We start from the raw sequence: 22,074 nt of genomic DNA, 5'->3' as shown, positions 1-22,074 counted from the left end.
CCGTTACAGGTCGATCCTTTGCCTCGGACCGTTTTTTTCCCTTAAGCTCGCAAGCCTATGTGGAAAACATCTCGAATGTAAGCCGCAATCCGCTACCAAGGACCGCCGCCATGCCCGCTTTGATTCAAGCCTTTCTGGATGAGGCATCGTCGACCTACACCTACGTCCTACATGAAGCAGATGATGGCCCCTGTGCCATCGTCGACTCGGTGCTCAATTACGACCCGGCCTCCGGGCGCACCGACACACGCCAGGCCGACAAAGTCATCGCCTATGTGCGTGAACATCGCTTGCAGGTGCAGTGGCTGCTGGAAACCCATGCCCATGCCGATCACCTGTCCGCCGCGCCGTACTTGCGCCGCACGCTGGGCGGCAAGATCGCCATCGGTCAGTCCATCAGCAAAGTGCAGGGCGTGTTCAAGAACCTGTTCAACCTCGAGCCGGAGTTTCGTGCCGACGGCTCGCAGTTCGATCACTTGTTTGCGCCGGATGAGGTGTTTCACATCGGCAACATCAAGGCCCAGGCCCTGCATGTGCCCGGTCATACCCCTGCGGACATGGCCTATTTGATCGACGACCGGTTGATCCTGGTGGGTGACACGTTGTTCATGCCGGATGTGGGCACGGCGCGTTGTGATTTTCCCGGTGGGGATGCGCGGCAGCTGTATGCGTCGATGCGCAAGTTGCTGGCCTTTCCTTTGGAGACTCAATTGTACGTATGCCATGACTACCCGCCTGAGGGGCGTGAGGCGAAATGCCTGACGACCGTGGCTGAGCAGCGCGCGGGTAACATTCATGTGCATGACGGGGTGGATGAGGCGGCATTTGTAGAGATGCGTACAACGCGCGATGCGGGGCTGGGGATGCCGACGTTGCTGTTGCCGGCGATCCAGGTGAACGTGCGAGCGGGAAATATGCCGCCGGCAGAGAGCAATGGGGTGACTTACCTGAAGATCCCACTCAATCAACTTTGAAACGTTTAACCCTGTGGGCGCTGGCTTGCCTGCTCCCACATTTGGCCCGCGGTGATTCAGTTAATTATCAGCCGCCCAGGTTGATGCCGTTGGCGGGCAGCGGCAGTGCGGTTTTGTAACGCACTTGCTTGAGGGCGAAGCTGGAGCGGATGTTGGCGACGCCTGGCACTTTGGTCAGGAAGTCCATCATGAAGCGTTCCAGTGACTGGATCGTCGGTACCAGCACGCGAATCAGGTAGTCCGGGTCGCCGGCCATCAGGTAGCACTCCATCACTTCCGGGCGGTCGGCGATCGCGCCTTCGAACTGTTGCAACGCCAGCTCATTCTGTTTTTCCAGGCTAACGTGGATGAACACGTTGACGTGCAGCCCCAGCAGGTCGGCGTCCAGCAAGGTCACCTGGTCGCGAATCAAGCCCAATTCTTCCATCGCCTTCACCCGGTTGAAACACGGCGTGGGCGACAGGTTGACTGAGCGGGCCAGGTCGGCGTTGGTGATGCGGGCGTTCTCCTGCAAAGCGTTGAGAATGCCGATATCAGTACGATCCAGTTTGCGCATGAGACAAAATCACCTGTTTATTATGGTTATGCAGTTTTTTTATCCGCAAATGATCCCGAGCGCAATGAAACACAGATAAATATTCTTCTACGCCCCGCCTATGATTGTTGTAGGACAAGATTTCTCCTACCCGGAGACTGACTGTCAGCTAGCGCGCCCACTACAAGAAATTCACAAGATAGAGCGTAGAAAGCCATGACCCAGCAGTATGAACCACTGCGCCTGCACGTCCCTGAACCCTCGGGCCGCCCAGGCTGCAAGACCGACTTTACCTACCTGCGCCTGACCGACGCGGGCCTGGTGCGAAAACCCGCCATCGACGTAGAACCTGCCGACACCGCCGACCTTGCCAAAGGCCTGATACGCGTGCTCGACGACCAGGGCCAGGCCCTGGGCCCGTGGGCTGAAGGTGTCCCCGTCGAGATCTTGCGCAAAGGCATGCGTGCCATGCTCAAGACGCGGATCTTCGACAACCGCATGGTGGTCGCCCAGCGTCAGAAAAAAATGTCTTTCTACATGCAAAGCCTTGGCGAAGAAGCCATCGGCAGCGCCCAGGCCCTGGCCTTGAACATCGACGACATGTGCTTCCCCACCTACCGCCAGCAAAGCATCCTGATGGCGCGCGAGGTGCCGCTGGTCGACCTGATCTGCCAACTGCTGTCCAACAAGCGTGACCCGCTCAAGGGCCGCCAGTTGCCGATCATGTATTCGGTAAAAGACGCCGGTTTCTTCACCATTTCCGGCAACCTCGCCACCCAATTCGTCCAAGGCGTGGGCTGGGGCATGGCCTCGGCGATCAAGGGCGATACCAAGATCGCCTCCGCCTGGATCGGCGACGGTGCCACCGCCGAGTCCGACTTCCACACTGCCCTCACCTTCGCCCACGTGTACCGCGCGCCGGTGATTCTCAACGTGGTGAATAACCAGTGGGCCATCTCCACCTTCCAGGCCATTGCCGGCGGTGAAGCCACAACGTTCGCCGGACGCGGCGTGGGTTGCGGTATCGCCTCCCTGCGCGTGGACGGTAACGACTTCATCGCGGTGTACGCCGCCTCCGCCTGGGCCGCCGAGCGTGCGCGCCGCAACCTCGGGCCGACGCTGATCGAGTGGGTCACCTACCGCGCCGGGCCGCACTCCACCTCTGATGATCCGTCGAAATACCGCCCAGCCGATGACTGGAGCCACTTCCCACTGGGCGACCCGATTGCCCGCCTCAAGCAGCACCTGATCCGCATTGGCCAGTGGTCCGAAGAGGAACACGCGGCGGTCAGTGCCGAACTTGAGGCCGAAGTGGTCAAGGCGCAGAAAGAAGCCGAACAGCACGGCACCCTCGCCGGCGGCCAGATTCCAAGCGCCGCGACCATGTTCGAAGACGTCTACAAAGAGATGCCGGAGCACTTGAAGCGCCAGCGTCAAGCGTTGGGGATCTGACATGAACGATCACAACAACAGTATTGAAGTGGAAACCGCCATGACCACCACAACCATGACCATGATCCAGGCGCTGCGCTCGGCCATGGACGTGATGCTTGAACGTGATAACAACGTGGTGGTTTTCGGCCAGGACGTGGGCTATTTCGGCGGCGTATTCCGTTGCACTGAAGGCTTGCAGACCAAATACGGCAGCTCGCGTGTGTTTGACGCGCCGATCTCCGAAAGCGGCATTATCGGCGTGGCGGTGGGCATGGGAGCCTACGGACTGCGCCCGGTCGCCGAGATCCAGTTCGCCGACTATGTCTACCCCGCCACCGACCAGATCATCTCCGAAGCCGCGCGTCTGCGTTATCGCTCGGCCGGCCAGTTCACCGCACCGTTGACCATGCGCATGCCGTGTGGCGGTGGTATCTACGGGGGTCAGACCCACAGCCAAAGTATCGAAGCGGTGTTCACCCAAGTCTGCGGGTTGCGCACGGTCATGCCGTCCAACCCGTATGACGCCAAGGGTTTGTTGATCGCCTCCATCGAAAACGATGACCCGGTGATCTTCCTTGAGCCAAAACGCCTGTACAACGGCCCGTTCGATGGCCATCACGACCGCCCGGTAACCCCGTGGTCGAAACACCCACAAGCGCAAGTCCCGGACGGTTATTACACCGTGCCGCTGGACGTGGCTGCCATCGTGCGTCCCGGTTCGGCCGTCACCGTGCTGACCTACGGCACCACTGTGTATGTGTCGCAAGTCGCCGCCGAAGAAACCGGCATCGACGCCGAAGTCATCGACCTGCGCAGCCTATGGCCACTGGACCTGGAAACCATCGTCAAGTCGGTGAAAAAGACCGGCCGTTGTGTGGTGGTGCACGAAGCCACCCGCACCTGCGGCTTTGGCGCCGAGCTGGTAGCGCTGGTTCAGGAGCATTGCTTCCACCATCTGGAAGCGCCGATCGAACGCGTGACCGGTTGGGACACCCCCTACCCGCACGCGCAGGAGTGGGCGTATTTCCCTGGCCCGTCCCGCGTGGGCGCGGCGTTGAAACGGGTTATGGAGGTCTGAATGGGCACGCACGTTATCAAGATGCCGGACATTGGCGAAGGCATCGCAGAAGTTGAATTGTCGGTTTGGCACGTGAAGGTCGGCGACATGGTCGTCGAAGACCAGGTGCTGGCGGATGTAATGACTGACAAGGCGATGGTGGATATCCCCTCGCCGGTGCATGGCAAGGTGATTTCCCTCGGCGGCGAGCCAGGCGAAGTCATGGCCGTGGGCAGTATCTTGATCAGTATTGAAGTGGAAGGTGCCGGCAACGCCAAGGAAGCGCCCGCCGCGAAGGAAGCGCCGAAGGCCGCCCCTGTGGTGGAGGCCAAGCCTGCGCCGGTGGCGGTTGAGAGCAAACCTGCGCCGGTGATCGCGGCCCAGGCGCCTGTTGCACGTGAAGCCGACGAACGTCCGCTGGCCTCCCCGGCTGTGCGCAAACACGCATTGGACGCCGGGATTCAGCTGCGCCTGGTCCAGGGCTCTGGCCCGGCGGGCCGGATTCTGCACGAAGACTTGGAGGCTTACTTGCTCCAGAGTCCGACGCAAAATAAAAACGCAGCCAACCCCTACGCCGAACGCAACGTCGAAGAACAGATCCCGGTGATCGGCATGCGCCGCAAGATCGCCCAGCGCATGCAGGACGCCACCCGGCGCGCCGCGCATTTCAGCTATGTGGAAGAGATCGACGTCACCGCCCTCGACGAGCTGCGTGTGCACCTCAACGAGAAACACGGCGCCACGCGCGGCAAGCTGACGTTGCTGCCATTCATCGTGCGCGCCATGGTTGTGGCCCTGCGAGACTTCCCGCAGATCAATGCGCGATACGACGACGAAGCCCAGGTCATCACCCGCCTCGGCGCGGTGCATGTGGGCGTCGCCACCCAGAGCGACGTCGGCTTGATGGTGCCGGTGGTACGTCACGCCGAAGCCCGCAGCCTGTGGGGCAATGCCGAGGAAATCGCACGCCTGGCCACCGCCGCGCGCAATGGCAAGGCCAGCCGCGATGAGCTGTCAGGTTCCACCATCACGTTGACCAGCCTGGGTGCACTCGGCGGCATCGTCAGCACGCCGGTCTTGAACCTGCCAGAAGTGGCCATCGTTGGCGTCAATCGCATCGTCGAACGGCCCATGGTGATCAAGGGCCAGATCGTGGTGCGCAAGATGATGAACCTCTCCAGCTCCTTCGATCACCGCGTGGTCGACGGCATGGACGCGGCGCAATTCATCCAGGCCATTCGCGGCCTGCTCGAACAACCCGCCAGCCTGTTTCTGGAGTAAGGCATGTCTCAGACGTTGAACACGACGCTGCTGATTATCGGCGGCGGCCCTGGTGGTTATGTGGCCGCGATTCGGGCGGGTCAACTGGGTATCCCGACCATTTTGGTAGAAGGCCAGGCGCTGGGCGGCACGTGCCTGAATATCGGCTGCATTCCGTCCAAGGCGTTGATCCATGTGGCCGAGCAGTTCCAGCAAACCGTGCACCATAGCCAGGGCTCACAGTTGGGCATCGAAGTGGATGTGCCGACCCTGGACATCCGCAAAAGCGTGGAATGGAAAGATGGCATCGTCGACCGGTTGACCACGGGCGTCGCTGCGCTGTTGAAGAAACACAAGGTGCAAGTGATCCACGGCTGGGCCAAGGTGGTGGACGGCAAAACCGTCGACGTCGGCGACCAGCGCATTCAGTGCGAACACCTGTTGCTGGCCACCGGTTCGAAAAGCGTCAACTTGCCGATGCTGCCGATTGGCGGGCCGATCATCTCCTCCACCGAAGCCCTGGCACCGACACGCGTGCCCAAGCGGCTGATCGTGGTAGGTGGGGGTTATATCGGGCTGGAGCTGGGCATTGCCTACCGCAAGCTCGGCGCCGAGGTCAGTGTGGTCGAGGCCCAGGACCGCATCCTGCCAGCCTATGACGCCGAGCTGACCCAACCCGTGAATGAATCCCTCAAGCAACTGGGGGTGAAGCTGTACCTCAAGCACAGCGTCACCGGTTTTGCAGACAACTGCCTGCAAGTGCGCGATCCGAATGGCGACACGTTGTCGCTGGAAACGGACCAGTTGCTGGTCGCCGTGGGCCGCAAACCCAATACCCAGGGCTGGAACCTCGAAGCGCTGAACCTGGACATGAACGGTGCGGCGATCAAGATCGACAAGCACTGCCAGACCAGCATGCGCAACGTATGGGCCATCGGCGACCTGAGCGGCGAACCGATGCTTGCGCACCGCGCCATGGCTCAGGGCGAAATGGTGGCCGAACTGATCAGCGGTAAATCCCGCGAATTCAACCCGGCCGCGATCCCGGCGGTGTGCTTTACCGACCCGGAACTGGTGGTGGTCGGCAAGACCCCAGACGAGGCCACGGCTGCCGGCCTGGACTGCATCGTGTCGAGCTTCCCGTTCGCCGCCAATGGCCGGGCCATGACCCTGGAGTCGAAAACCGGCTTTGTGCGCGTCGTTGCACGCCGTGACAATCACCTGATCGTCGGCTGGCAAGCGGTTGGCGCTGGCGTCTCGGAACTGTCCACCGGGTTCGGCCTGAGCCTGGAAATGGGCGCACGCCTGGAAGACGTTGCCGGCACCATCCACGCCCACCCGACCCTCGGCGAAGCCGTTCAGGAAGCCGCTTTAAGGGCCCTGGGCCACGCCCTACACCTGTAATTCTGATGCAATTCCCCTGTGGGAGCGGGCTTGCTCGCGAATGCGGTGGATCAGTCACCGGCGTACTGACTGACACTCTGTATTCGCGAGCAAGCCCGCTCCCACATAAAGCAAGAATGAAGTATTGTTGCGCCCATCCAGAAAAAAACCGACAAGCCTGCCTCTGACCAGGCGGTTGACCAGAGATAGAGGGTGTCATGGGTAACGAAAGCATCAATTGGGACAAGCTGGGTTTTGACTACATCAAGACCGACAAGCGGTTTCTCCAGGTCTGGAAAAACGACGAATGGCAAGAAGGCACCCTGACCGACGACAACGTGCTGCACATCAGCGAGGGCTCCACCGCCCTGCACTACGGTCAGCAATGCTTCGAGGGCCTCAAGGCCTACCGCTGCAAGGACGGCTCGATCAACCTGTTCCGCCCGGACCAGAACGCCGCCCGAATGCAGCGCAGCTGCGCCCGTCTGCTGATGCCGCATGTGCCGACCGACGTGTTCATCGACGCCTGCAAACAAGTGGTCAAGGCCAACGAGCGGTTCATCCCGCCGTACGGCAGTGGCGGCGCGCTGTACCTGCGCCCATTCGTGATCGGCACCGGTGACAACATCGGCGTACGTACCGCACCGGAGTTCATCTTCTCGGTGTTCGCGATCCCGGTCGGCGCCTACTTCAAAGGCGGCCTGGTGCCACACAACTTCCAGATCTCCACTTTCGACCGCGCCGCGCCACAAGGCACCGGTGCTGCCAAAGTGGGTGGCAACTACGCCGCCAGCCTGATGCCAGGTTCGGAAGCGAAAAAAGCCGGTTTCGCCGATGCGATCTACCTGGACCCGATGACTCACTCGAAAATCGAAGAAGTCGGCTCGGCCAACTTCTTCGGGATCACCCACGACAACCAGTTCATCACGCCGAAGTCGCCTTCGGTGCTACCAGGCATCACCCGCCTGTCGCTGATCGAACTGGCCCAGACCCGCCTGGGCCTGAACGTGGTCGAGGGCGAAGTGTTCATCGACAAGCTGGACCAGTTCAAGGAAGCCGGCGCCTGCGGTACGGCTGCGGTCATCTCGCCAATCGGCGGCATCCAGTACAACGGCAAGCTGCATGTGTTCCACAGCGAAACCGAAGTCGGCCCGATCACCCAGAAGCTCTACAAAGAGCTGACCGGCGTACAGACCGGCGAAGTCGAAGCCCCAGAAGGCTGGATCGTCAAAGTCTAACCAGAACACCCGCAACACCGGCAACACCACAAAACCAATGTGGGAGTGGGCTTGCTCGCTCCCACATTGGATCTCCAGTGTTCTTAAGATTGAGCCGGAATATTCCCCGCAATCTTCTTCCCCATACTTATCCTCGGCTCCACCCCATACCCCAGCGCTTCATAAAACCCCACCACCGCATCATTCCCCCCGGTGATCTGCAGGTTGATCTTCATACAACCCAAGGCAGTCAACGCCTGTTCCGCATGCCTCACCAGCGAGGAACCCAGGCCGTGCCGGCGATAATCTGCGTGCACCGCCACCGAATACAGCCACCCACGATGCCCGTCATACCCGGCAAGCACCGTACCGATCACAACCTTTTTATCCATCGCGACGAAAAAAAGCCCATCGTTGACCGCCAGCTTCTTATCGATCGCGAGCCTCGGCAGGTTATGCGCCGTCTCGTAACCAAAAGCCTCCTGCCACAACGCAACCACCTGCGCGCGATGCTGACGGTCGCGATACGGGCCGATGGGATGCCGGGACAGCAGCGCCTTTTCCATCACCAACGTACGCTCGTTACCATGGTAAACATCGCGCACGGTGTGAAACCCCAGTTTGGTATAGAACGGCTCGGCGGTCAGCGATGACGGCACACTCAGTACCGTCACCCCGGCCTCACGGGCGCGCAGTTCGACCTCGATCATCAATAGCCGGCCAATGCCCTGCCCTTGCAGCGCCGGATTGACGAACACCGAACGCACGACATTGGCGTCCAGGGCCGCCGTGGCAACGATCACCTGGTCCTTGATCGCCACCAGCACCACCCGGCGCGTGAGCAGCGCCAGCACGGCCTCCGGGGTAAAGTTGGTCGCAACCCGCGCAATCACATCCGCCGGGTAATCCTGTGCATTGCTGCTGTGCAAAGCCGCCAGGATGACCTGGCTGATCCCCTCGGCATCGGCGGGTTGGGCAAGACGTACTGCGGTCGACATGATTCCTCCTGACTGACGGCGCTAGACCTGACACCACAATACCAATGCAGGCGCAAGCCAGCTCCCCCATTTCGATCACACCTCACCTTCACAGCCGATTCGGCTGACGGACTGCACTTTTCAGCTTTCCCGGCTGAGCCACCCCTGCGTTTCAGCCGGGATAATCCGCAGATAACCCACACAATAACCCGACTGCACCTGCCTGCCGTGCCGCCTCACGCGCAGCAGAAAACGTTGGACGTACCCTCGAATAACAAGGAGCCTCACATGACCCGCTACATCGACGTCAACGACCTCTGCTACCTGGTCTCGCAAAAAAGCCTGCCCACCTGCATCACCGAGATGGCCGAGTACATCCGCGCCGACTACCTGCGCTGGCAGGACTTCGAAAAATGCGCGCGCCTGGCCAACCACTCACCGGATGGCGTGATCGAACTGATGCCGGTATCCGACGCGTCGCTGTATGCCTTCAAGTACGTCAATGGCCACCCGAAGAACACCCTGGCCGGCATGCTCACCGTGATGGCTTTTGGCGCGCTGGGCGATGTCGACACAGGCAAACCGGTGCTGCTGGCGGAAATGACCCTGACTACCGCGATTCGCACTGCCGCCACCTCGGCCCTGGTCGCCCGCTACCTGGCCCGCGACAACAGCCGCAGCATGGCGCTGATCGGCAACGGCTCGCAGAGTGAATTCCAGGCCCTGGCCTTCCATGCCATGCTTGGCATCAATGAGATCCGCCTGTTCGATATCGATGCCAAGGCCACCGCCAAACTGGCGGCCAACCTCAAGGCGTTCCCGGCGATCAAGGTGATCCTGGCCAGCAGCGTGGCCGACGCCGTGAAAGGTGCGGACATCGTCACCACCGTCACCGCCGACAAGGCCTATGCCACTATCCTCACCGATGACATGATCGAACCCGGCATGCACCTTAACGCGGTCGGTGGCGACTGCCCCGGCAAGACCGAGCTGGACCGACGTATCGTCGAGCGCGCCCGGGTGATCGTCGAGTACGAACCGCAAAGCCGCATCGAAGGTGAAATCCAGCACATGCCGGACAATTCGCCGGTGACCGAACTCTGGCAAGTGATCAACGGCCAGCAGCCCGGCCGCGAAAACGCGCACCAAGTGACCCTGTTCGATTCGGTGGGTTTTGCCATCGAAGATTACTCGGCCCTGCGCTACGTGTTGGACGTGGCCAAGGCGCTGGACGTGGGCAGCGACCTGGCGCTGGTGCCGGACCTGGCGGATCCGAAAGACCTGTTCGCACGCCTGGCGCAGCAGCCACGCGCGCAGCAGAAAAAGCGCGCCTGAGGCGTGCTGCAAGCCCTCGACCGCATACAGACGTTGACGCAGGAAGGCCGTACCATGTGACGGGTCAGGCAAACGCGAGGCGTTTGCCGCCATTTTTTCTCAACCGTTTGAAGTGAAAACCATGGATACCAAGGCCAACGGACCCCATTCTTCCCCTGCGCTGGACCGCATCGATGAAGCCATCATCGAAGTGCTGCGGCACCAGGGGCGTATCACCTACGAAAAGCTCTCGTCGCTGGTGCACCTCACGCCCCGGCCCTGCCTGGAGCGGGTGCGCAAGCTGGAGCGACGCGGGGTGATCCGTGGGTATGGGGCGATCATTGATGTGCAGATAGTTTCACCAGGCCTTTCGTTGCTGGTGTTGGTGGCCTTGTCCAACCAGAGCGGGCGTTCGGCGCAGAAAGCCTTCGAAGCCTGTGTGAAGGCCTGCCCGCAGGTGTTCGAGTGCCAGCTGATCAGCGGCCCGTTTGACTACAGCCTGCGCATGCGCTGCCGAGACATGGAGCATTACCGGGTACTGACCGAGACCTGGTTGAACAATGACGAGTTGCACATTGATAAATTGGTGGCGCATCCGGAGTTGGCGGTGGTGAAAAACACCGCCACCGAATTGGCCTGAGCGGGCGCCATTCAGGCCGCCAGTTTGCCGCTGGCGATGGCCGCCGACGCGGCCACCATCGCCCTTAGCAGCACCGCACACCCCGCCGCCAAGTCATCCGGTGCGGCGTTTTCGATTTCGTTATGGCTGATGCCGCCTTCACAGGGCACAAAAATCATCCCCGCCGGGCCCAGTTCGGCAACAAAGATCGCGTCATGCCCTGCCCCGCTGACGATGTCCATGTTCGACAACCCCAGCCCATTCGCGGCATCACGCACAGCGTCCACGCAGCCCTTGTCGAAATACAGGGGTGGAAAATCTGCCGTAGGTGCCATCTCGAAACTCAAACCGTGCTTGGCGCAAGTTTCATCGATCACCTTGCGTACTTCGGCAATCATCGAGTCCAGCCGCACCGGCTCCAGGTGACGGAAGTCCAGGGTCATGCGCACTTCCCCCGGAATGACGTTGCGCGAACCGGGGTAAGCCTGCAGGCAGCCAACGGTGCCGCACGCATGCGGTTGATGCCCAAGCGCCGCCGCATTGACCGCCGCCACCACCGCCGCCGCGCCCACCAGGGCATCCTTGCGCAGGTGCATCGGCGTCGGTCCCGCGTGCGCTTCAACGCCGCGCAGTTTCAGGTCAAACCACTTCTGCCCAAGGGCGCCCAGCACCACGCCAATGGTCTTTTTCTCGTCTTCAAGAATCGGCCCCTGTTCGATATGCGCCTCGAAATAGGCGCCTACCTTGTGCCCACTGACCGGCCGCGAACCCGCATAGCCAATTGCGTTCAGCGCGTCGCCCACGCTGACGCCGTCCACGTCCACCTTGGCCAGGGTGTCCGCCAGGGTGAATTTCTCGGCAAACACGCCCGAGCCCATCATGCAGGGCGCAAAGCGCGAGCCCTCTTCGTTGGTCCACACCACCACTTCCAACGGCGCCTCGGTTTCCACTTTGAGGTCATTGAGCGTACGCAGCACCTCCACACCCGCCAGCACACCGAAGCAACCGTCGAACTTACCGCCGGTGGGCTGGGTGTCGATATGGCTACCAGTCATCACTGGCGGCAGGTTGGGGTTGCGCCCCGGGCGACGGGCGAAGATGTTGCCGATGCCGTCGACGGTCACCGTGCAACCCGCCTCTTCACACCACTGCACAAACAAGTCGCGGGCCTTGCGATCAAGGTCGGTGAGAGCCAGGCGACACACACCGCCCTTGGGGGTGGCGCCGAGTCTGGCCAAGTCCATCAACGACTGCCACAGGCGGTCGCGGTTGATGTGCTGATGGGTGGATTGCAGAACGTCGAGGGCAGCGTTCATGGGGATCTCCTCAGGCTATATTCTTATGAACTGACTCGGTCAACTGTGGGAGCTGGCTTGCCTGCGATGACGGCGGCACATCCAACATTTTCCGTGGCTGACACACCGTTATCGCAGGCAAGCCAGCTCCCACATTGACCGTGTTTATAAAGGCAATTTGGCGGTGGCCGGGCTGACACCACGCCGGGCATTCAGGCCGTAATACAACACGCCACCCAGCGCCGATCCGGTAAACCAGCCGTAGCTGTAGAACCAGCTGAATGCATCACTGCCCAGCGACAGCAGGGTCATCACCACCGGCACGCCAAACGCGATAAACCCGCTCCAGTTCCACGCCGGGTACACGTCGTCGCGGTACAGACCTGCGAGATCAAGCTGTTGTTTGCGGGTGATGAAGTAGTCCACCACCATGATCCCGGCGATCGGTCCCAGCAGGCTTGAATAACCCAGCAACCAATTGGAGTAGACGGTTTCCAGGCTTACATCGGAAACGATCAGCCCGAGCTTCTTCAGCAGTTCATGCCCCATCAACGCCAACCCGACCAGACCGGTGAGCATCACGGCGGTGGTGCGGTTGATCAGCTTGGGCGCGATGTTCTGAAAGTCATTGGTGGGCGAAACAATATTCGCGGCGGTGTTGGTGGACAACGTCGCGACGATGATCAGCGCCATCGCCACGGCGACCCACACCGGGCTCTGGATATGGCCGATCAGGGTCACCGGGTCGGACACGCTCACACCCACCAGTTTTACCGACGCGGCGGTCATGATCACACCAAGAGAGGCGAACAGGAACATGGTCAGCGGCAGGCCGAAGATCTGCCCGAGAATCTGGTCTTTCTGGCTTTTGGCGTAACGGCTGAAGTCCGGAATATTCAGCGACAATGTCGCCCAGAAACCCACCATCGCCGTGAGGCCGGCCATGAAGTAACCGGTGAGGCTCGCACCTTCGGGGCGCTTGGGTGGAATCGCCATCAACTCGCTGATCGACACATTAGGCATCGCCCACACCAGCAGACCAATCCCCACTGCCACCAGCAGCGGTGCCGACAGGGTTTCCAAGCGTTTGATCGACTCGGCGCCGCGCAGTACCACCCATAGATTCAGCGTCCAGAAAATCATGAACCCGATCACCTCGCCGGTGCCGCCAAGGGACTTCCAGCCCTCGAAAATCGAGCCCAGGAACAGGTGAATCGCCAGCCCGCCAAACATCGTCTGGATACCAAACCAGCCACACGCCACCAGCGCCCGGATCAGGCACGGCACGTTCGAACCAAGAATGCCAAACGACGAACGCAACAACACCGGAAACGGTATGCCGTACTTGGTGCCAGGGAAGGCGTTGAGGGTCAACGGGATCAGCACCACGATATTGGCCAGCAGGATCGCCACCAGCGCTTCACCCACCGACAACCCGAAATACGCGGTGAGCACCCCACCCAGCGTATAGGTGGGCACGCAGATCGACATGCCGACCCACAACGCGGTGATGTGCCACTTGTTCCAAGTGCGTTCGTGCACCTTGGACGGTGCCATGTCGTGGTTGTAGCGAGGGCTGTCGAGGACGTCGGGGCCGGCGTCTAATTCGTACAGGCCGTTGCGTTCAATGACTTGCGATCTGTTCTGTTGCATGGCCGCTCCACGGTTTTTTCGAATTATTTTTGCTCATCCAACGCTGTGCGCTGGATGGCCGGAGTACCTCGTAAACAACATGACATCACGGGCCCGGCCAGCCGCCACTGCACTCAATATCCGTGCCGACACCCCACCTTGAACCCGCACCGCTTATATAACGTGCTGATGTTTATCAGCTTTCCGATTTATCCCTCGGTACATGCCGCACTGCTCAGGCTAAACAATACGAAAGTTGTCAGAACCCTCAGGACTCAATCTGGTGCAACACAATTATTTTTATTTCCCTCCCCCGTCAAGAGGCATGTCTCAAGCGCCTGATTTGCAATAAGAAATGTTGCTCAATTTAGGAACCTGTCAAGTGCGTCAAAATGGTGAGTGAACGCTACATTTTGGTGATTTTTATATTTTATATATATAAATCAATAAGTTAACGCTTGAATAAGCTTATAAAAAATCTTCTTGCTCAATCGAAAAACTCGGGCTAGTTTCTATTCCTGTCACTGATGACAGGAATTAACCCGCCATCGGTAAGCAGCATTACAACACTTAGAACTGGCACAAGCCGGTCAAGCCTGTGAGGAACTCGACATGTCGCTGTTGATCCGTGGCGCCACCGTTATTACCCATGATGAAAGTTACCGCGCCGATGTTTTATGCGCAGGCGGTCTCATTCGGGCCATTGGCACGAATCTGGATATTCCCGCCGGCACTGGAACACTCGACGGCAGCGGCCAATTCTTGATGCCCGGCGGCATCGACCCCCATACCCATATGCAATTGCCCTTCATGGGGACCGTGGCCAGTGAAGACTTTTTCAGTGGCACGGCAGCAGGCCTGGCGGGGGGCACCACGTCGATCATCGACTTTGTGATTCCCAACCCGCAGCAACCCTTGATGGAGGCGTTTCACCTGTGGCGGGGCTGGGCGGAAAAATCCGCGTCCGACTACGGTTTCCACGTGGCGATCACCTGGTGGAGCGAGCAGGTGCGCGAGGAAATGGCCGAACTGGTCAGCCACCACGGCATCAACAGCTTCAAGCACTTCATGGCCTACAAGAACGCGATCATGGCGGCAGATGACACCCTGGTCGCCAGCTTCGAACGCTGCCTGGAACTGGGCGCGGTGCCCACGGTGCATGCTGAGAACGGCGAGTTGGTGTATCACCTGCAACGCAAGCTGATGGCCCAGGGCATCACCGGCCCGGAAGCGCACCCGCTGTCGCGCCCGTCGCAGGTAGAGGGCGAAGCGGCCAGCCGCGCCATTCGCATCGCCGAAACCATCGGCACGCCGTTATACCTGGTGCACGTGTCCACCAAGGAAGCGCTGGATGAAATCACCTACGCCCGCAGCAAAGGCCAACCGGTCTATGGCGAAGTACTCGCCGGCCACTTGCTGCTGGATGACAGCGTCTACCAGCACCCTGACTGGCAGACCGCCGCCGGCTACGTGATGAGCCCACCCTTCCGCCCGCACGGGCATCAGGAAGCGCTGTGGCATGGTTTGCAGTCCGGCAACCTGCACACCACCGCGACCGACCACTGCTGCTTCTGCGCCGAGCAAAAAGCCGCTGGCCGTGACGACTTCAGCAAGATCCCCAATGGCACTGCCGGGATCGAAGACCGCATGGCGCTGCTGTGGGATGAAGGGGTCAACACCGGGCGCCTGTCGATGCAGGAGTTCGTTGCGCTGACCTCCACCAATACCGCGAAGATCTTCAACCTTTATCCGCGCAAAGGCGCGATCCGCGTGGGGGCCGATGCTGATCTGGTGCTGTGGGACCCCGAGGGTACACGGACCATTTCCGCCAAGACTCACCACCAGAAAGTCGACTTCAACATCTTCGAAGGCAAAACCGTGCGCGGCGTGCCGAGCCATACCATCAGCCAGGGCAAGCTGGTCTGGGCCGATGGCGACCTGCGTGCCGAACGCGGTGCCGGGCGGTATGTGGAGCGGCCGGCGTATCCGGCGGTGTTTGAGCAGTTGAGCAAGCGGGCGGCGTATTCCAAGCCAGTCGCTGTGAACCGCTGATATCGCATTCGCGAGCACAGGCACCAAAAAATCAATGCCCATCAGAGGCAGCACCTCAATAACCGTGAGGCCAACACCGTGATCCAGACCCTGACCCACCTCCCCCATCCCGCTGAGGATGGACCCACGCTCGCCAGCCATTTCACCGACCTGGCGCCGCCGCTCAACGCCCGCCAGGCCCAACTGGAAGCCTCGCGCTGCCTGTATTGCTACGACGCACCGTGCGTGAACGCATGCCCCAGCGAAATCGACATTCCGTCGTTCATCCGCAACATCCACACCGAAAACGTACAAGGCGCCGCGCAGAAGATCCTCTCGGCCAATATCCTTGGCGGCAGTTGCGCTCGGGTGTGTCCCACCGAGATCCTCTGCCAGCAGGCTTGCGTGCGTAACAACGCCGAAGAATGCGCCCCGGTGCTGATCGGCTTGCTGCAACGTTATGCAATCGACAATGCACACTTCAGCGAACACCCCTTCCACCGCGCCGCGCCTACCGGCAAGCGCATCGCCGTGGTCGGCGCCGGGCCGGCAGGCTTGGCCTGTGCCCACCGCAGCGCCTTGCACGGCCATGACGTGGTGATTTTCGAAGCACGGGAAAAAGCCGGTGGCCTGAATGAATACGGGATCGCCAAGTACAAACTGGTGGATGACTTCGCGCAGAAGGAACTGGATTTCCTCCTGCAGATTGGCGGCATCGAGATCCGCCACGGCCAGCGCCTGGGCGACAACCTGACCTTGAGCGACCTGCACCCGCAATTCGACTCAGTCTTCCTCGGCCTCGGGTTGGCCGCCAGTAAACAGCTCGGTTTAGCCCACGAGGACGCTCCCGGCCTGCTCGCCGCCACCGACTACATCCGCGAGCTGCGCCAAGCCGACGACCTGACCCAGCTGCCCCTGGCCGACCGCTGCATCGTGCTCGGTGCCGGCAACACCGCCATCGACATGGCCGTGCAAATGGCCCGCCTCGGTGCTCGTGATGTGAACCTCGTTTACCGTCGAGGGTTGGCAGATATGGGCGCCACCCACCACGAACAGGACATCGCCAAAGCCAACCAGGTCCGCCTGCTGACCTGGGCCCAGCCTGAAGAAGTGCTGCTGGATGAGCAGGGCCACGTGCGCGGCATGCGCTTCCAGCGCACGCGCCTGGAAAACGGGCGCCTGCACCCCACCGGCGAAACCTTCGAGCTGGCCGCCGATGCAATCTTCAAGGCCATCGGCCAAGGGTTTGACAGCGAGGCGCTGCACGATCCGCTGGCCCAGCAACTGCAACGTGTCGGTGAAAGAATCTTCGTCGATGAACAGCTGCGCACCAGCATTCCCGGCGTATACGCCGGCGGCGATTGCGTCAGCCTTGGCCAGGACCTCACCGTGCAGGCAGTGCAACACGGCAAGCTGGCCGCTGAAGCCATGCACGCCCAACTCATGCTGAATGTGGAGGCAGCGTAATGGCCGATCTCTCGATTGTGTTCGCCGGTATCAAAGCCCCCAACCCGTTCTGGCTGGCCTCCGCGCCGCCCACCGACAAGGCCTACAACGTGGTCCGTGCGTTTGAAGCCGGCTGGGGCGGCGTGGTGTGGAAAACCCTGGGCGAAGACCCGGCGGCGGTCAACGTGTCGTCACGCTACTCGGCGCACTACGGTGCCAACCGTGAAGTGCTGGGCATCAATAACATCGAGCTGATCACTGACCGCTCGCTGGAGATCAACCTGCGGGAAATCACCCAGGTGAAAAAGGACTGGCCCGACCGCGCGTTGATCGTGTCGCTGATGGTGCCGTGCGTTGAGGAATCCTGGAAAAACATCCTGCCGCGGGTGGAAGCCACCGGTTGCGACGGTATCGAGCTGAACTTCGGCTGCCCCCATGGCATGCCCGAGCGCGGCATGGGTGCGGCGGTCGGCCAAGTGCCGGAGTATGTGGAGCAGGTCACGCGTTGGTGCAAGACGTATTGCTCGCTGCCGGTGATCGTCAAGCTCACGCCGAATATCACCGACATTCGCGTGGCGGCGCGCGCGGCGTATCGCGGTGGTGCGGATGCGGTGTCGCTGATCAATACCATCAATTCCATCACCAGCGTCGACCTGGAACGCATGGTCGCGCTGCCGGTGGTTGGCACACAAAGCACCCACGGCGGTTACTGCGGTTCGGCGGTTAAGCCAATTGCGCTGAACATGGTCGCCGAAATCGCCCGTGACCCGCAGACACAGGGCCTGCCGATCTGTGGCATTGGCGGCATCGGCAACTGGCGCGACGCGGCGGAATTCGTTGCCCTTGGCTGTGGCGCGGTGCAGGTGTGCACGGCGGCGATGCTGCACGGGTTTCGGATTGTGGAAGAGATGAAGGACGGGCTGTCGCGGTGGATGGACAGTCAGGGTTACGCCAGCCTGCAGGAATTTTCCGGGCGCGCGGTGGGTAATACGACGGATTGGAAGTACCTGGACATCAACTACCAGGTGATTGCGAAGATCGATCAGCAAGCCTGTATTGGCTGCGGGCGTTGCCATATTGCCTGTGAGGACACGTCGCACCAGGCGATTGCCAGTTTGAAATTGGCGGATGGCACGCATAAGTACGAAGTGATCGATGATGAATGTGTGGGCTGCAATTTGTGCCAGATCACCTGCCCGGTGGCCGACTGCATCGAGATGGTGCCGATCGACTCGGGCAAGCCGTATTTGAACTGGACGCAAGATCCGAGGAATCCCTATCGAGAGGCTGTGTAGCGCTCTAGATCGCTATCGCAGGCAAGCCAGCTCCCACATTCGAGTGCATTCCTTCAGGAACAATGCACTCAACGGTGGGAGCTGGCTTGCCTGCGATGGGGCCTTCAGCCGCACCGTGACATCAAGGTTCCAACCCAATCCCCCGCAAAATCACCCCTGTCACCGTCTGTATCGCCTTCTCGAATTGCATATCCGACAAAGGCTGGTGATCATTCAGGATCTTCACCTGATGATCAAAGTCGGCATAGTGCTGGGTCGAGGCCCAGATCATGTACAGCAAGCTCGACGGCTCAACCGGCAGGATGCGTTTGTCCTCCACCCACTGGCGAATTTTCGCTTCCTTCATCTTGGCCCAGTCGTACAGGCTTTCATCCAGCGCCTCCCCGAGTGTCGGCGCGCCGTGGATGATTTCGTTGGCCCAGACTTTCGAGCCATACGGCCGGGTGCGCGAGCGCTGCATCTTGGCGCGGATGTAACTGCTGAGTACCACCCGCGGATCATCAAAGGTCTCGAAGCTCAGGGCGTCCTGCTTCCACACTTCCAACAGGTCGAACAGCACCGCGCTGTACAACTCACTTTTGGTGGTGAAGTAGTAGTGCAGGTTTGAGCGCGGCAGTTGCACCTCTTCGGCGATATCGGCCATGGCGGTGCTGCCGTAGCCTTTTTCGGCGAAGATTTTCTCCGCCGCCAGCAGGATTTTTTCGACGTTGACCCGACGAATTCCGATCTTGTGATTGCCCATGAGGGCTCCCTGACAACGAGAGAGCCCAAAGACTACCATTCGCTCTAGATCGGGGCGACAGGCTGAAACGAAACTTCGTACACTGCCTGCTCCTGCCCATTGATTGGTATTGAACAATGTTGATCAAGAAAACCGTGACCACCGTCGCCCTGCTCGCGTCCTTGCTGGGGGCTTCGGCGGCGTTTGCCCATGCTCACCTGAAAAGCGCCACACCCGCCGCCGACAGCACCGTCGCCACGCCCGCTGATCTGCGCCTGACCTTCAGTGAAGGCGTCGAGGCCACCTTCACCAAAGTGTCCCTGAGCAAGGACGGCACCGAAATCGCCATCAAGGGCCTGGAAACCCCGGACGCCGATAAGAAAACCCTGGTAGTGACGCCTGCCGCCCCACTGGCTGCTGGTAACTACAAAGTGGTGTGGAACGCCGTCTCGGTCGATACCCACAAGAGCAATGGCGAATACAGCTTCAAGGTCGGCCAATAACCCATGGCAACCCTGCTGGTGCTGTGCCGCTTTGCGCATTTCATCGTCGTGTTGCTGATGTTCGGGGCCTGTGCATTCAGGCCCTGGCTGCTGGGCGCTGAACCGCAGCCGGTGCTGGATCGGCAACTCGAGCGTATCACCCGCAGCCTCGCTGGGTTGGGCCTGTTCTCCGGCGTCGCCTGGCTGCTGTTGATCACCGCCAGTATGGCGGGCAGCTGGGACGCGGCGTTGCAACCGGCCACCCTCCAACTGGTGCTGGGCAAAACCTTTTTTGGCCAGGTGTGGGCCTGGCATTTGCTGCTGAACCTGTTGCTGGTGATTGTGCTGATCAAACCCTGGCCGCTATTGCGCCTGCCGTTGACCGCATCGCTGCTGGCGACCCTCGCTCCTGTGGGCCATGGCGCCATGCTGGATGGGCTCAGCGGGCAATTGCTGATCCTTAATCAGGTGGGGCATCTGGTCTGCGTGGGCGCGTGGCTTGGGGGGTTGCTGTTGCTGGTGCTGATCCTCAAACAGCCGCAGCCATTCACGCTGGAACCGATCCTCAGGCGTTTCAGCGGCGTGGGTTATGCCCTGGTCGTCGGTTTGCTGGTGACCGGATTGATCAATGTGCGCGTGTTGACCGGGCAGCTGTGGCCGACGCCGCTGTTCAGCGGGTTTGCACTGATTCTGTTGATCAAGGTGATGTTGGTGTTCGGTATGCTGGCCCTGGCGGTGCTGAATCGATTGCGTATTGAGCATTGCGAACAGCGGCTGGGCGCTTTGAAAACCAGCGTGATGCTTGAATGGTTACTAGGCGTTTCAGCGGTGGCGGCCGTTTCCTTGCTAGGGACCTTGCCGCCAATGGTCATAGCCGGCTAAATCCACTGCACCTCAAGTGGAACGCTCCCATATTATTTGACCCTGGCCACACGCCATCACCGTGGCGCAGATCATCGTACAACTTCTGCTTGACACATCCCGAAATCCCCGCAAATATCCCGTCTAATGTTGTACGACAACGTATGACAAACAATAAAAACAACAATCGAAGGGAGCTTCACCGTGAGTCAATTCGCCCGCAATTCCTCCGCGCGTATCGGCCTTCTCGGCCTCAGCAGCCTGGCGTTCACCCTGCCCCTCAATGCCCAGGCCGAAGGTTTCATCGACGATGCCAAAGCCACGCTCAACCTGCGCAACGCCTATTTCAACCGCAACTTCACCAACCCGACCAACCCGCAGGGCAAGGCCGAAGAGTGGACGCAGAGCTTCATTCTCGATGCCAAATCCGGCTTTACCCAAGGCACGGTCGGCTTCGGGATTGACGTGCTCGGCCTGTACTCGCAAAAGCTCGATGGCGGCAAAGGCACCGGCGGTACCCAGTTGCTGCCGATCCACGATGACGGCCGCCCCGCCGATAATTTTGGGCGTCTGGGCGTGGCGCTGAAAACCAGGCTGTCGAAGACGGAATTGAAGGTGGGCGAATGGATGCCCGTGCTGCCAATCCTGCGCTCCGATGATGGTCGCTCCCTGCCCCAGACGTTTCGCGGCGGCCAGGTGACCTCCAACGAAATTGCCGGCCTGACCCTCTACGGTGGCCAGTTCCGCGGCAACAGCCCGCGAAACGACGCGAGCATGGAAGACATGTTCATGAACGGCAGAGCCGCGTTTACCTCGGACCGTTTCAACTTCGGCGGTGGCGAGTACACGTTCAACGACAAACGCACCCAGGTCGGCGTGTGGTACGCCGAACTCAGCGATATCTACCAGCAACACTATTTCAACCTGACCCACAGCCAACCCGTGGGCGACTGGACCCTGGGCGCCAACCTTGGCTTTTTCAATGGCAAGGAAGACGGCAGCGCCCTGGCTGGCGACCTCGACAACAAGACCGCCTTCGCCCTGCTCTCGGCCAAATACAACGGCAACACCTTCTATGTGGGCCTGCAGAAACTCACTGGCGACAGCGCGTGGATGCGGATCAACGGCACCAGCGGCGGCGCCCTGGCCAACGACAGTTACAACGCCAGCTACGACAACGCAAAGGAAAAATCCTGGCAGGTGCGCCATGACTTCAACTTCGTGGTGCTCGGCCTTCCGGGGCTGACCCTGATGAACCGCTATATCAGCGGCAGTAACGTGCACACCGGGGTGATCACCGATGGCAAGGAATGGGGTCGGGAATCGGAGCTGGCGTACACGGTGCAGAGCGGCGCGCTGAAGAACCTCAACGTCAAATGGCGCAACTCGACCATGCGTCGGGATTTCAGCAATAACGAATTTGATGAGAACCGGATTTTTGTCAGCTATCCGATTTCACTCCTGTAATTCACATATTTACGTAGCCGCTGGCGCTCGGCAGCGGCTACGCGAGAGTGACTTCGACCAATGGCGCGTTGACA

General features: G+C 60.5%; 19 protein-coding genes. 14 read left to right on the top strand and 5 right to left on the bottom strand.

What is annotated here, in order from left to right; translation table 11 throughout:
- Positions 1 to 110 precede the first annotated feature (110 nt).
- Entirely contained in the window at positions 111 to 974 is an 864-nt protein-coding gene (locus AACY52_RS21455) for an MBL fold metallo-hydrolase (RefSeq protein WP_339420086.1), read from the top strand.
- Positions 975 to 1,041: 67 nt separating this feature from the next.
- On the opposite strand, the gene bkdR is transcribed toward AACY52_RS21455, so the two are convergent.
- Positions 1,042 to 1,530: a Bkd operon transcriptional regulator BkdR gene (gene bkdR, locus AACY52_RS21450; protein ID WP_049709031.1), complete on the bottom strand. Its 489-nt coding sequence runs from the start codon at positions 1,528 to 1,530 to the stop codon at positions 1,042 to 1,044.
- Between the two features lie 195 nt (positions 1,531 to 1,725).
- Here bkdR and AACY52_RS21445 point away from each other — a divergent pair, with 195 nt between their 5' ends.
- The 5 genes from AACY52_RS21445 (at position 1,726) to AACY52_RS21425 (ending at position 7,881) form a co-directional block, all read left to right on the top strand.
- The gene (locus AACY52_RS21445) at positions 1,726 to 2,961 is read left to right on the top strand and encodes a 3-methyl-2-oxobutanoate dehydrogenase (2-methylpropanoyl-transferring) subunit alpha (RefSeq protein WP_339420084.1); all 1,236 of its coding nucleotides are present in this window, start codon (positions 1,726 to 1,728) and stop codon (positions 2,959 to 2,961) included.
- A gap of 1 nt (position 2,962) precedes the next feature.
- Entirely contained in the window at positions 2,963 to 4,021 is a 1,059-nt protein-coding gene (locus AACY52_RS21440) for an alpha-ketoacid dehydrogenase subunit beta (RefSeq protein WP_049709033.1), read from the top strand.
- Positions 4,022 to 5,281: a dihydrolipoamide acetyltransferase family protein gene (locus AACY52_RS21435; protein WP_339420082.1), complete on the top strand. Its 1,260-nt coding sequence runs from the start codon at positions 4,022 to 4,024 to the stop codon at positions 5,279 to 5,281.
- Between the two features lie 3 nt (positions 5,282 to 5,284).
- Positions 5,285 to 6,664, top strand: a complete 1,380-nt coding sequence (lpdA, locus tag AACY52_RS21430; protein ID WP_339428167.1) for a dihydrolipoyl dehydrogenase — start codon at positions 5,285 to 5,287, stop codon at positions 6,662 to 6,664.
- 197 nt (positions 6,665 to 6,861) lie between these two features.
- Positions 6,862 to 7,881, top strand: a complete 1,020-nt coding sequence (locus AACY52_RS21425; protein WP_339560766.1) for a branched-chain amino acid aminotransferase — start codon at positions 6,862 to 6,864, stop codon at positions 7,879 to 7,881.
- Between the two features lie 83 nt (positions 7,882 to 7,964).
- Here AACY52_RS21425 and AACY52_RS21420 read toward each other — a convergent pair whose 3' ends face one another.
- Positions 7,965 to 8,858 carry a GNAT family acetyltransferase gene (locus AACY52_RS21420; protein ID WP_339420075.1) on the bottom strand — a complete coding sequence of 298 codons (894 nt, stop codon included), beginning with the start codon at positions 8,856 to 8,858 and terminating at the stop codon, positions 7,965 to 7,967.
- 267 nt (positions 8,859 to 9,125) lie between these two features.
- Here AACY52_RS21420 and AACY52_RS21415 point away from each other — a divergent pair, with 267 nt between their 5' ends.
- Together AACY52_RS21415 and AACY52_RS21410 are read left to right on the top strand one after the other, a co-directional pair.
- Positions 9,126 to 10,172 (top strand): ornithine cyclodeaminase, encoded by a 1,047-nt coding sequence (locus AACY52_RS21415; RefSeq protein WP_339438931.1) that lies wholly within the window; start codon positions 9,126 to 9,128, stop codon positions 10,170 to 10,172.
- A 121-nt stretch (positions 10,173 to 10,293) separates the two neighbouring features.
- Positions 10,294 to 10,791, top strand: a complete 498-nt coding sequence (locus AACY52_RS21410) for an Lrp/AsnC family transcriptional regulator (RefSeq protein ID WP_339438929.1) — start codon at positions 10,294 to 10,296, stop codon at positions 10,789 to 10,791.
- Between the two features lie 11 nt (positions 10,792 to 10,802).
- Here AACY52_RS21410 and AACY52_RS21405 read toward each other — a convergent pair whose 3' ends face one another.
- Positions 10,803 to 12,086, bottom strand: coding sequence for a Zn-dependent hydrolase (locus tag AACY52_RS21405; RefSeq protein WP_339420072.1), 1,284 nt, complete (start codon positions 12,084 to 12,086; stop codon positions 10,803 to 10,805).
- Between the two features lie 144 nt (positions 12,087 to 12,230).
- Positions 12,231 to 13,718, bottom strand: a complete 1,488-nt coding sequence (locus AACY52_RS21400) for an NCS1 family nucleobase:cation symporter-1 (protein ID WP_339420070.1) — start codon at positions 13,716 to 13,718, stop codon at positions 12,231 to 12,233.
- Between the two features lie 591 nt (positions 13,719 to 14,309).
- Here AACY52_RS21400 and hydA point away from each other — a divergent pair.
- The 3 genes from hydA (at position 14,310) to preA (ending at position 18,469) form a co-directional block, all read left to right on the top strand.
- Positions 14,310 to 15,749: a dihydropyrimidinase gene (gene hydA, locus AACY52_RS21395; protein WP_339420068.1), complete on the top strand. Its 1,440-nt coding sequence runs from the start codon at positions 14,310 to 14,312 to the stop codon at positions 15,747 to 15,749.
- 78 nt (positions 15,750 to 15,827) lie between these two features.
- On the top strand, positions 15,828 to 17,195 hold the full coding sequence (locus AACY52_RS21390) for an NAD(P)-dependent oxidoreductase (RefSeq protein WP_339420066.1): 1,368 nt from the start codon (positions 15,828 to 15,830) through the stop codon (positions 17,193 to 17,195).
- The gene (gene preA / locus AACY52_RS21385) at positions 17,195 to 18,469 is read left to right on the top strand and encodes an NAD-dependent dihydropyrimidine dehydrogenase subunit PreA (RefSeq protein WP_339420064.1); all 1,275 of its coding nucleotides are present in this window, start codon (positions 17,195 to 17,197) and stop codon (positions 18,467 to 18,469) included. The genes AACY52_RS21390 and preA overlap by 1 nt, the downstream gene beginning before the upstream one ends.
- 121 nt (positions 18,470 to 18,590) lie before the next feature.
- On the opposite strand, the gene AACY52_RS21380 is transcribed toward preA, so the two are convergent.
- Complete coding sequence (locus tag AACY52_RS21380) at positions 18,591 to 19,211, bottom strand: TetR/AcrR family transcriptional regulator (RefSeq protein ID WP_049709047.1); 621 nt, start codon at positions 19,209 to 19,211, stop codon at positions 18,591 to 18,593.
- Positions 19,212 to 19,327: 116 nt separating this feature from the next.
- Here AACY52_RS21380 and copC point away from each other — a divergent pair, with 116 nt between their 5' ends.
- From copC to AACY52_RS21365, 3 genes are all read left to right on the top strand, one after another.
- On the top strand, positions 19,328 to 19,693 hold the full coding sequence (copC, locus tag AACY52_RS21375) for a copper homeostasis periplasmic binding protein CopC (protein WP_339420062.1): 366 nt from the start codon (positions 19,328 to 19,330) through the stop codon (positions 19,691 to 19,693).
- A gap of 3 nt (positions 19,694 to 19,696) precedes the next feature.
- Entirely contained in the window at positions 19,697 to 20,554 is an 858-nt protein-coding gene (gene copD / locus AACY52_RS21370) for a copper homeostasis membrane protein CopD (RefSeq protein WP_339497300.1), read from the top strand.
- Positions 20,555 to 20,737: 183 nt separating this feature from the next.
- Positions 20,738 to 22,000 (top strand): OprD family porin, encoded by a 1,263-nt coding sequence (locus AACY52_RS21365; RefSeq protein ID WP_339420059.1) that lies wholly within the window; start codon positions 20,738 to 20,740, stop codon positions 21,998 to 22,000.
- Positions 22,001 to 22,074 lie beyond the last annotated feature (74 nt).

Source organism: Pseudomonas sp. EA_65y_Pfl1_P113, from assembly GCF_963970525.1.
GTDB lineage: Bacteria > Pseudomonadota > Gammaproteobacteria > Pseudomonadales > Pseudomonadaceae > Aquipseudomonas > Aquipseudomonas tritici.
The sequence above is the reverse complement of the archived record's forward strand: the minus strand, read 5'-3'. Positions and strand labels throughout refer to the sequence as shown.

Bases quoted from the DNA above. Each gene is read 5' to 3' on its own strand.
- AACY52_RS21435 (WP_339420082.1), top strand. From the start codon at position 4,022: ATGGGCACGCACGTTATCAAGATGCCGGACATTGGCGAAGGCATCGCA.
- AACY52_RS21420 (WP_339420075.1), bottom strand. From the start codon at position 8,858: ATGTCGACCGCAGTACGTCTTGCCCAACCCGCCGATGCCGAGGGGATC.
- copC (WP_339420062.1), top strand. From the start codon at position 19,328: ATGTTGATCAAGAAAACCGTGACCACCGTCGCCCTGCTCGCGTCCTTG.
- AACY52_RS21425 (WP_339560766.1), top strand. From the start codon at position 6,862: ATGGGTAACGAAAGCATCAATTGGGACAAGCTGGGTTTTGACTACATC.
- AACY52_RS21380 (WP_049709047.1), bottom strand. From the start codon at position 19,211: ATGGGCAATCACAAGATCGGAATTCGTCGGGTCAACGTCGAAAAAATC.
- AACY52_RS21445 (WP_339420084.1), top strand. From the start codon at position 1,726: ATGACCCAGCAGTATGAACCACTGCGCCTGCACGTCCCTGAACCCTCG.
- AACY52_RS21400 (WP_339420070.1), bottom strand. From the start codon at position 13,718: ATGCAACAGAACAGATCGCAAGTCATTGAACGCAACGGCCTGTACGAA.
- AACY52_RS21415 (WP_339438931.1), top strand. From the start codon at position 9,126: ATGACCCGCTACATCGACGTCAACGACCTCTGCTACCTGGTCTCGCAA.
- preA (WP_339420064.1), top strand. From the start codon at position 17,195: ATGGCCGATCTCTCGATTGTGTTCGCCGGTATCAAAGCCCCCAACCCG.
- AACY52_RS21455 (WP_339420086.1), top strand. From the start codon at position 111: ATGCCCGCTTTGATTCAAGCCTTTCTGGATGAGGCATCGTCGACCTAC.
- AACY52_RS21405 (WP_339420072.1), bottom strand. From the start codon at position 12,086: ATGAACGCTGCCCTCGACGTTCTGCAATCCACCCATCAGCACATCAAC.
- hydA (WP_339420068.1), top strand. From the start codon at position 14,310: ATGTCGCTGTTGATCCGTGGCGCCACCGTTATTACCCATGATGAAAGT.
- lpdA (WP_339428167.1), top strand. From the start codon at position 5,285: ATGTCTCAGACGTTGAACACGACGCTGCTGATTATCGGCGGCGGCCCT.
- AACY52_RS21440 (WP_049709033.1), top strand. From the start codon at position 2,963: ATGAACGATCACAACAACAGTATTGAAGTGGAAACCGCCATGACCACC.
- AACY52_RS21410 (WP_339438929.1), top strand. From the start codon at position 10,294: ATGGATACCAAGGCCAACGGACCCCATTCTTCCCCTGCGCTGGACCGC.
- bkdR (WP_049709031.1), bottom strand. From the start codon at position 1,530: ATGCGCAAACTGGATCGTACTGATATCGGCATTCTCAACGCTTTGCAG.
- copD (WP_339497300.1), top strand. From the start codon at position 19,697: ATGGCAACCCTGCTGGTGCTGTGCCGCTTTGCGCATTTCATCGTCGTG.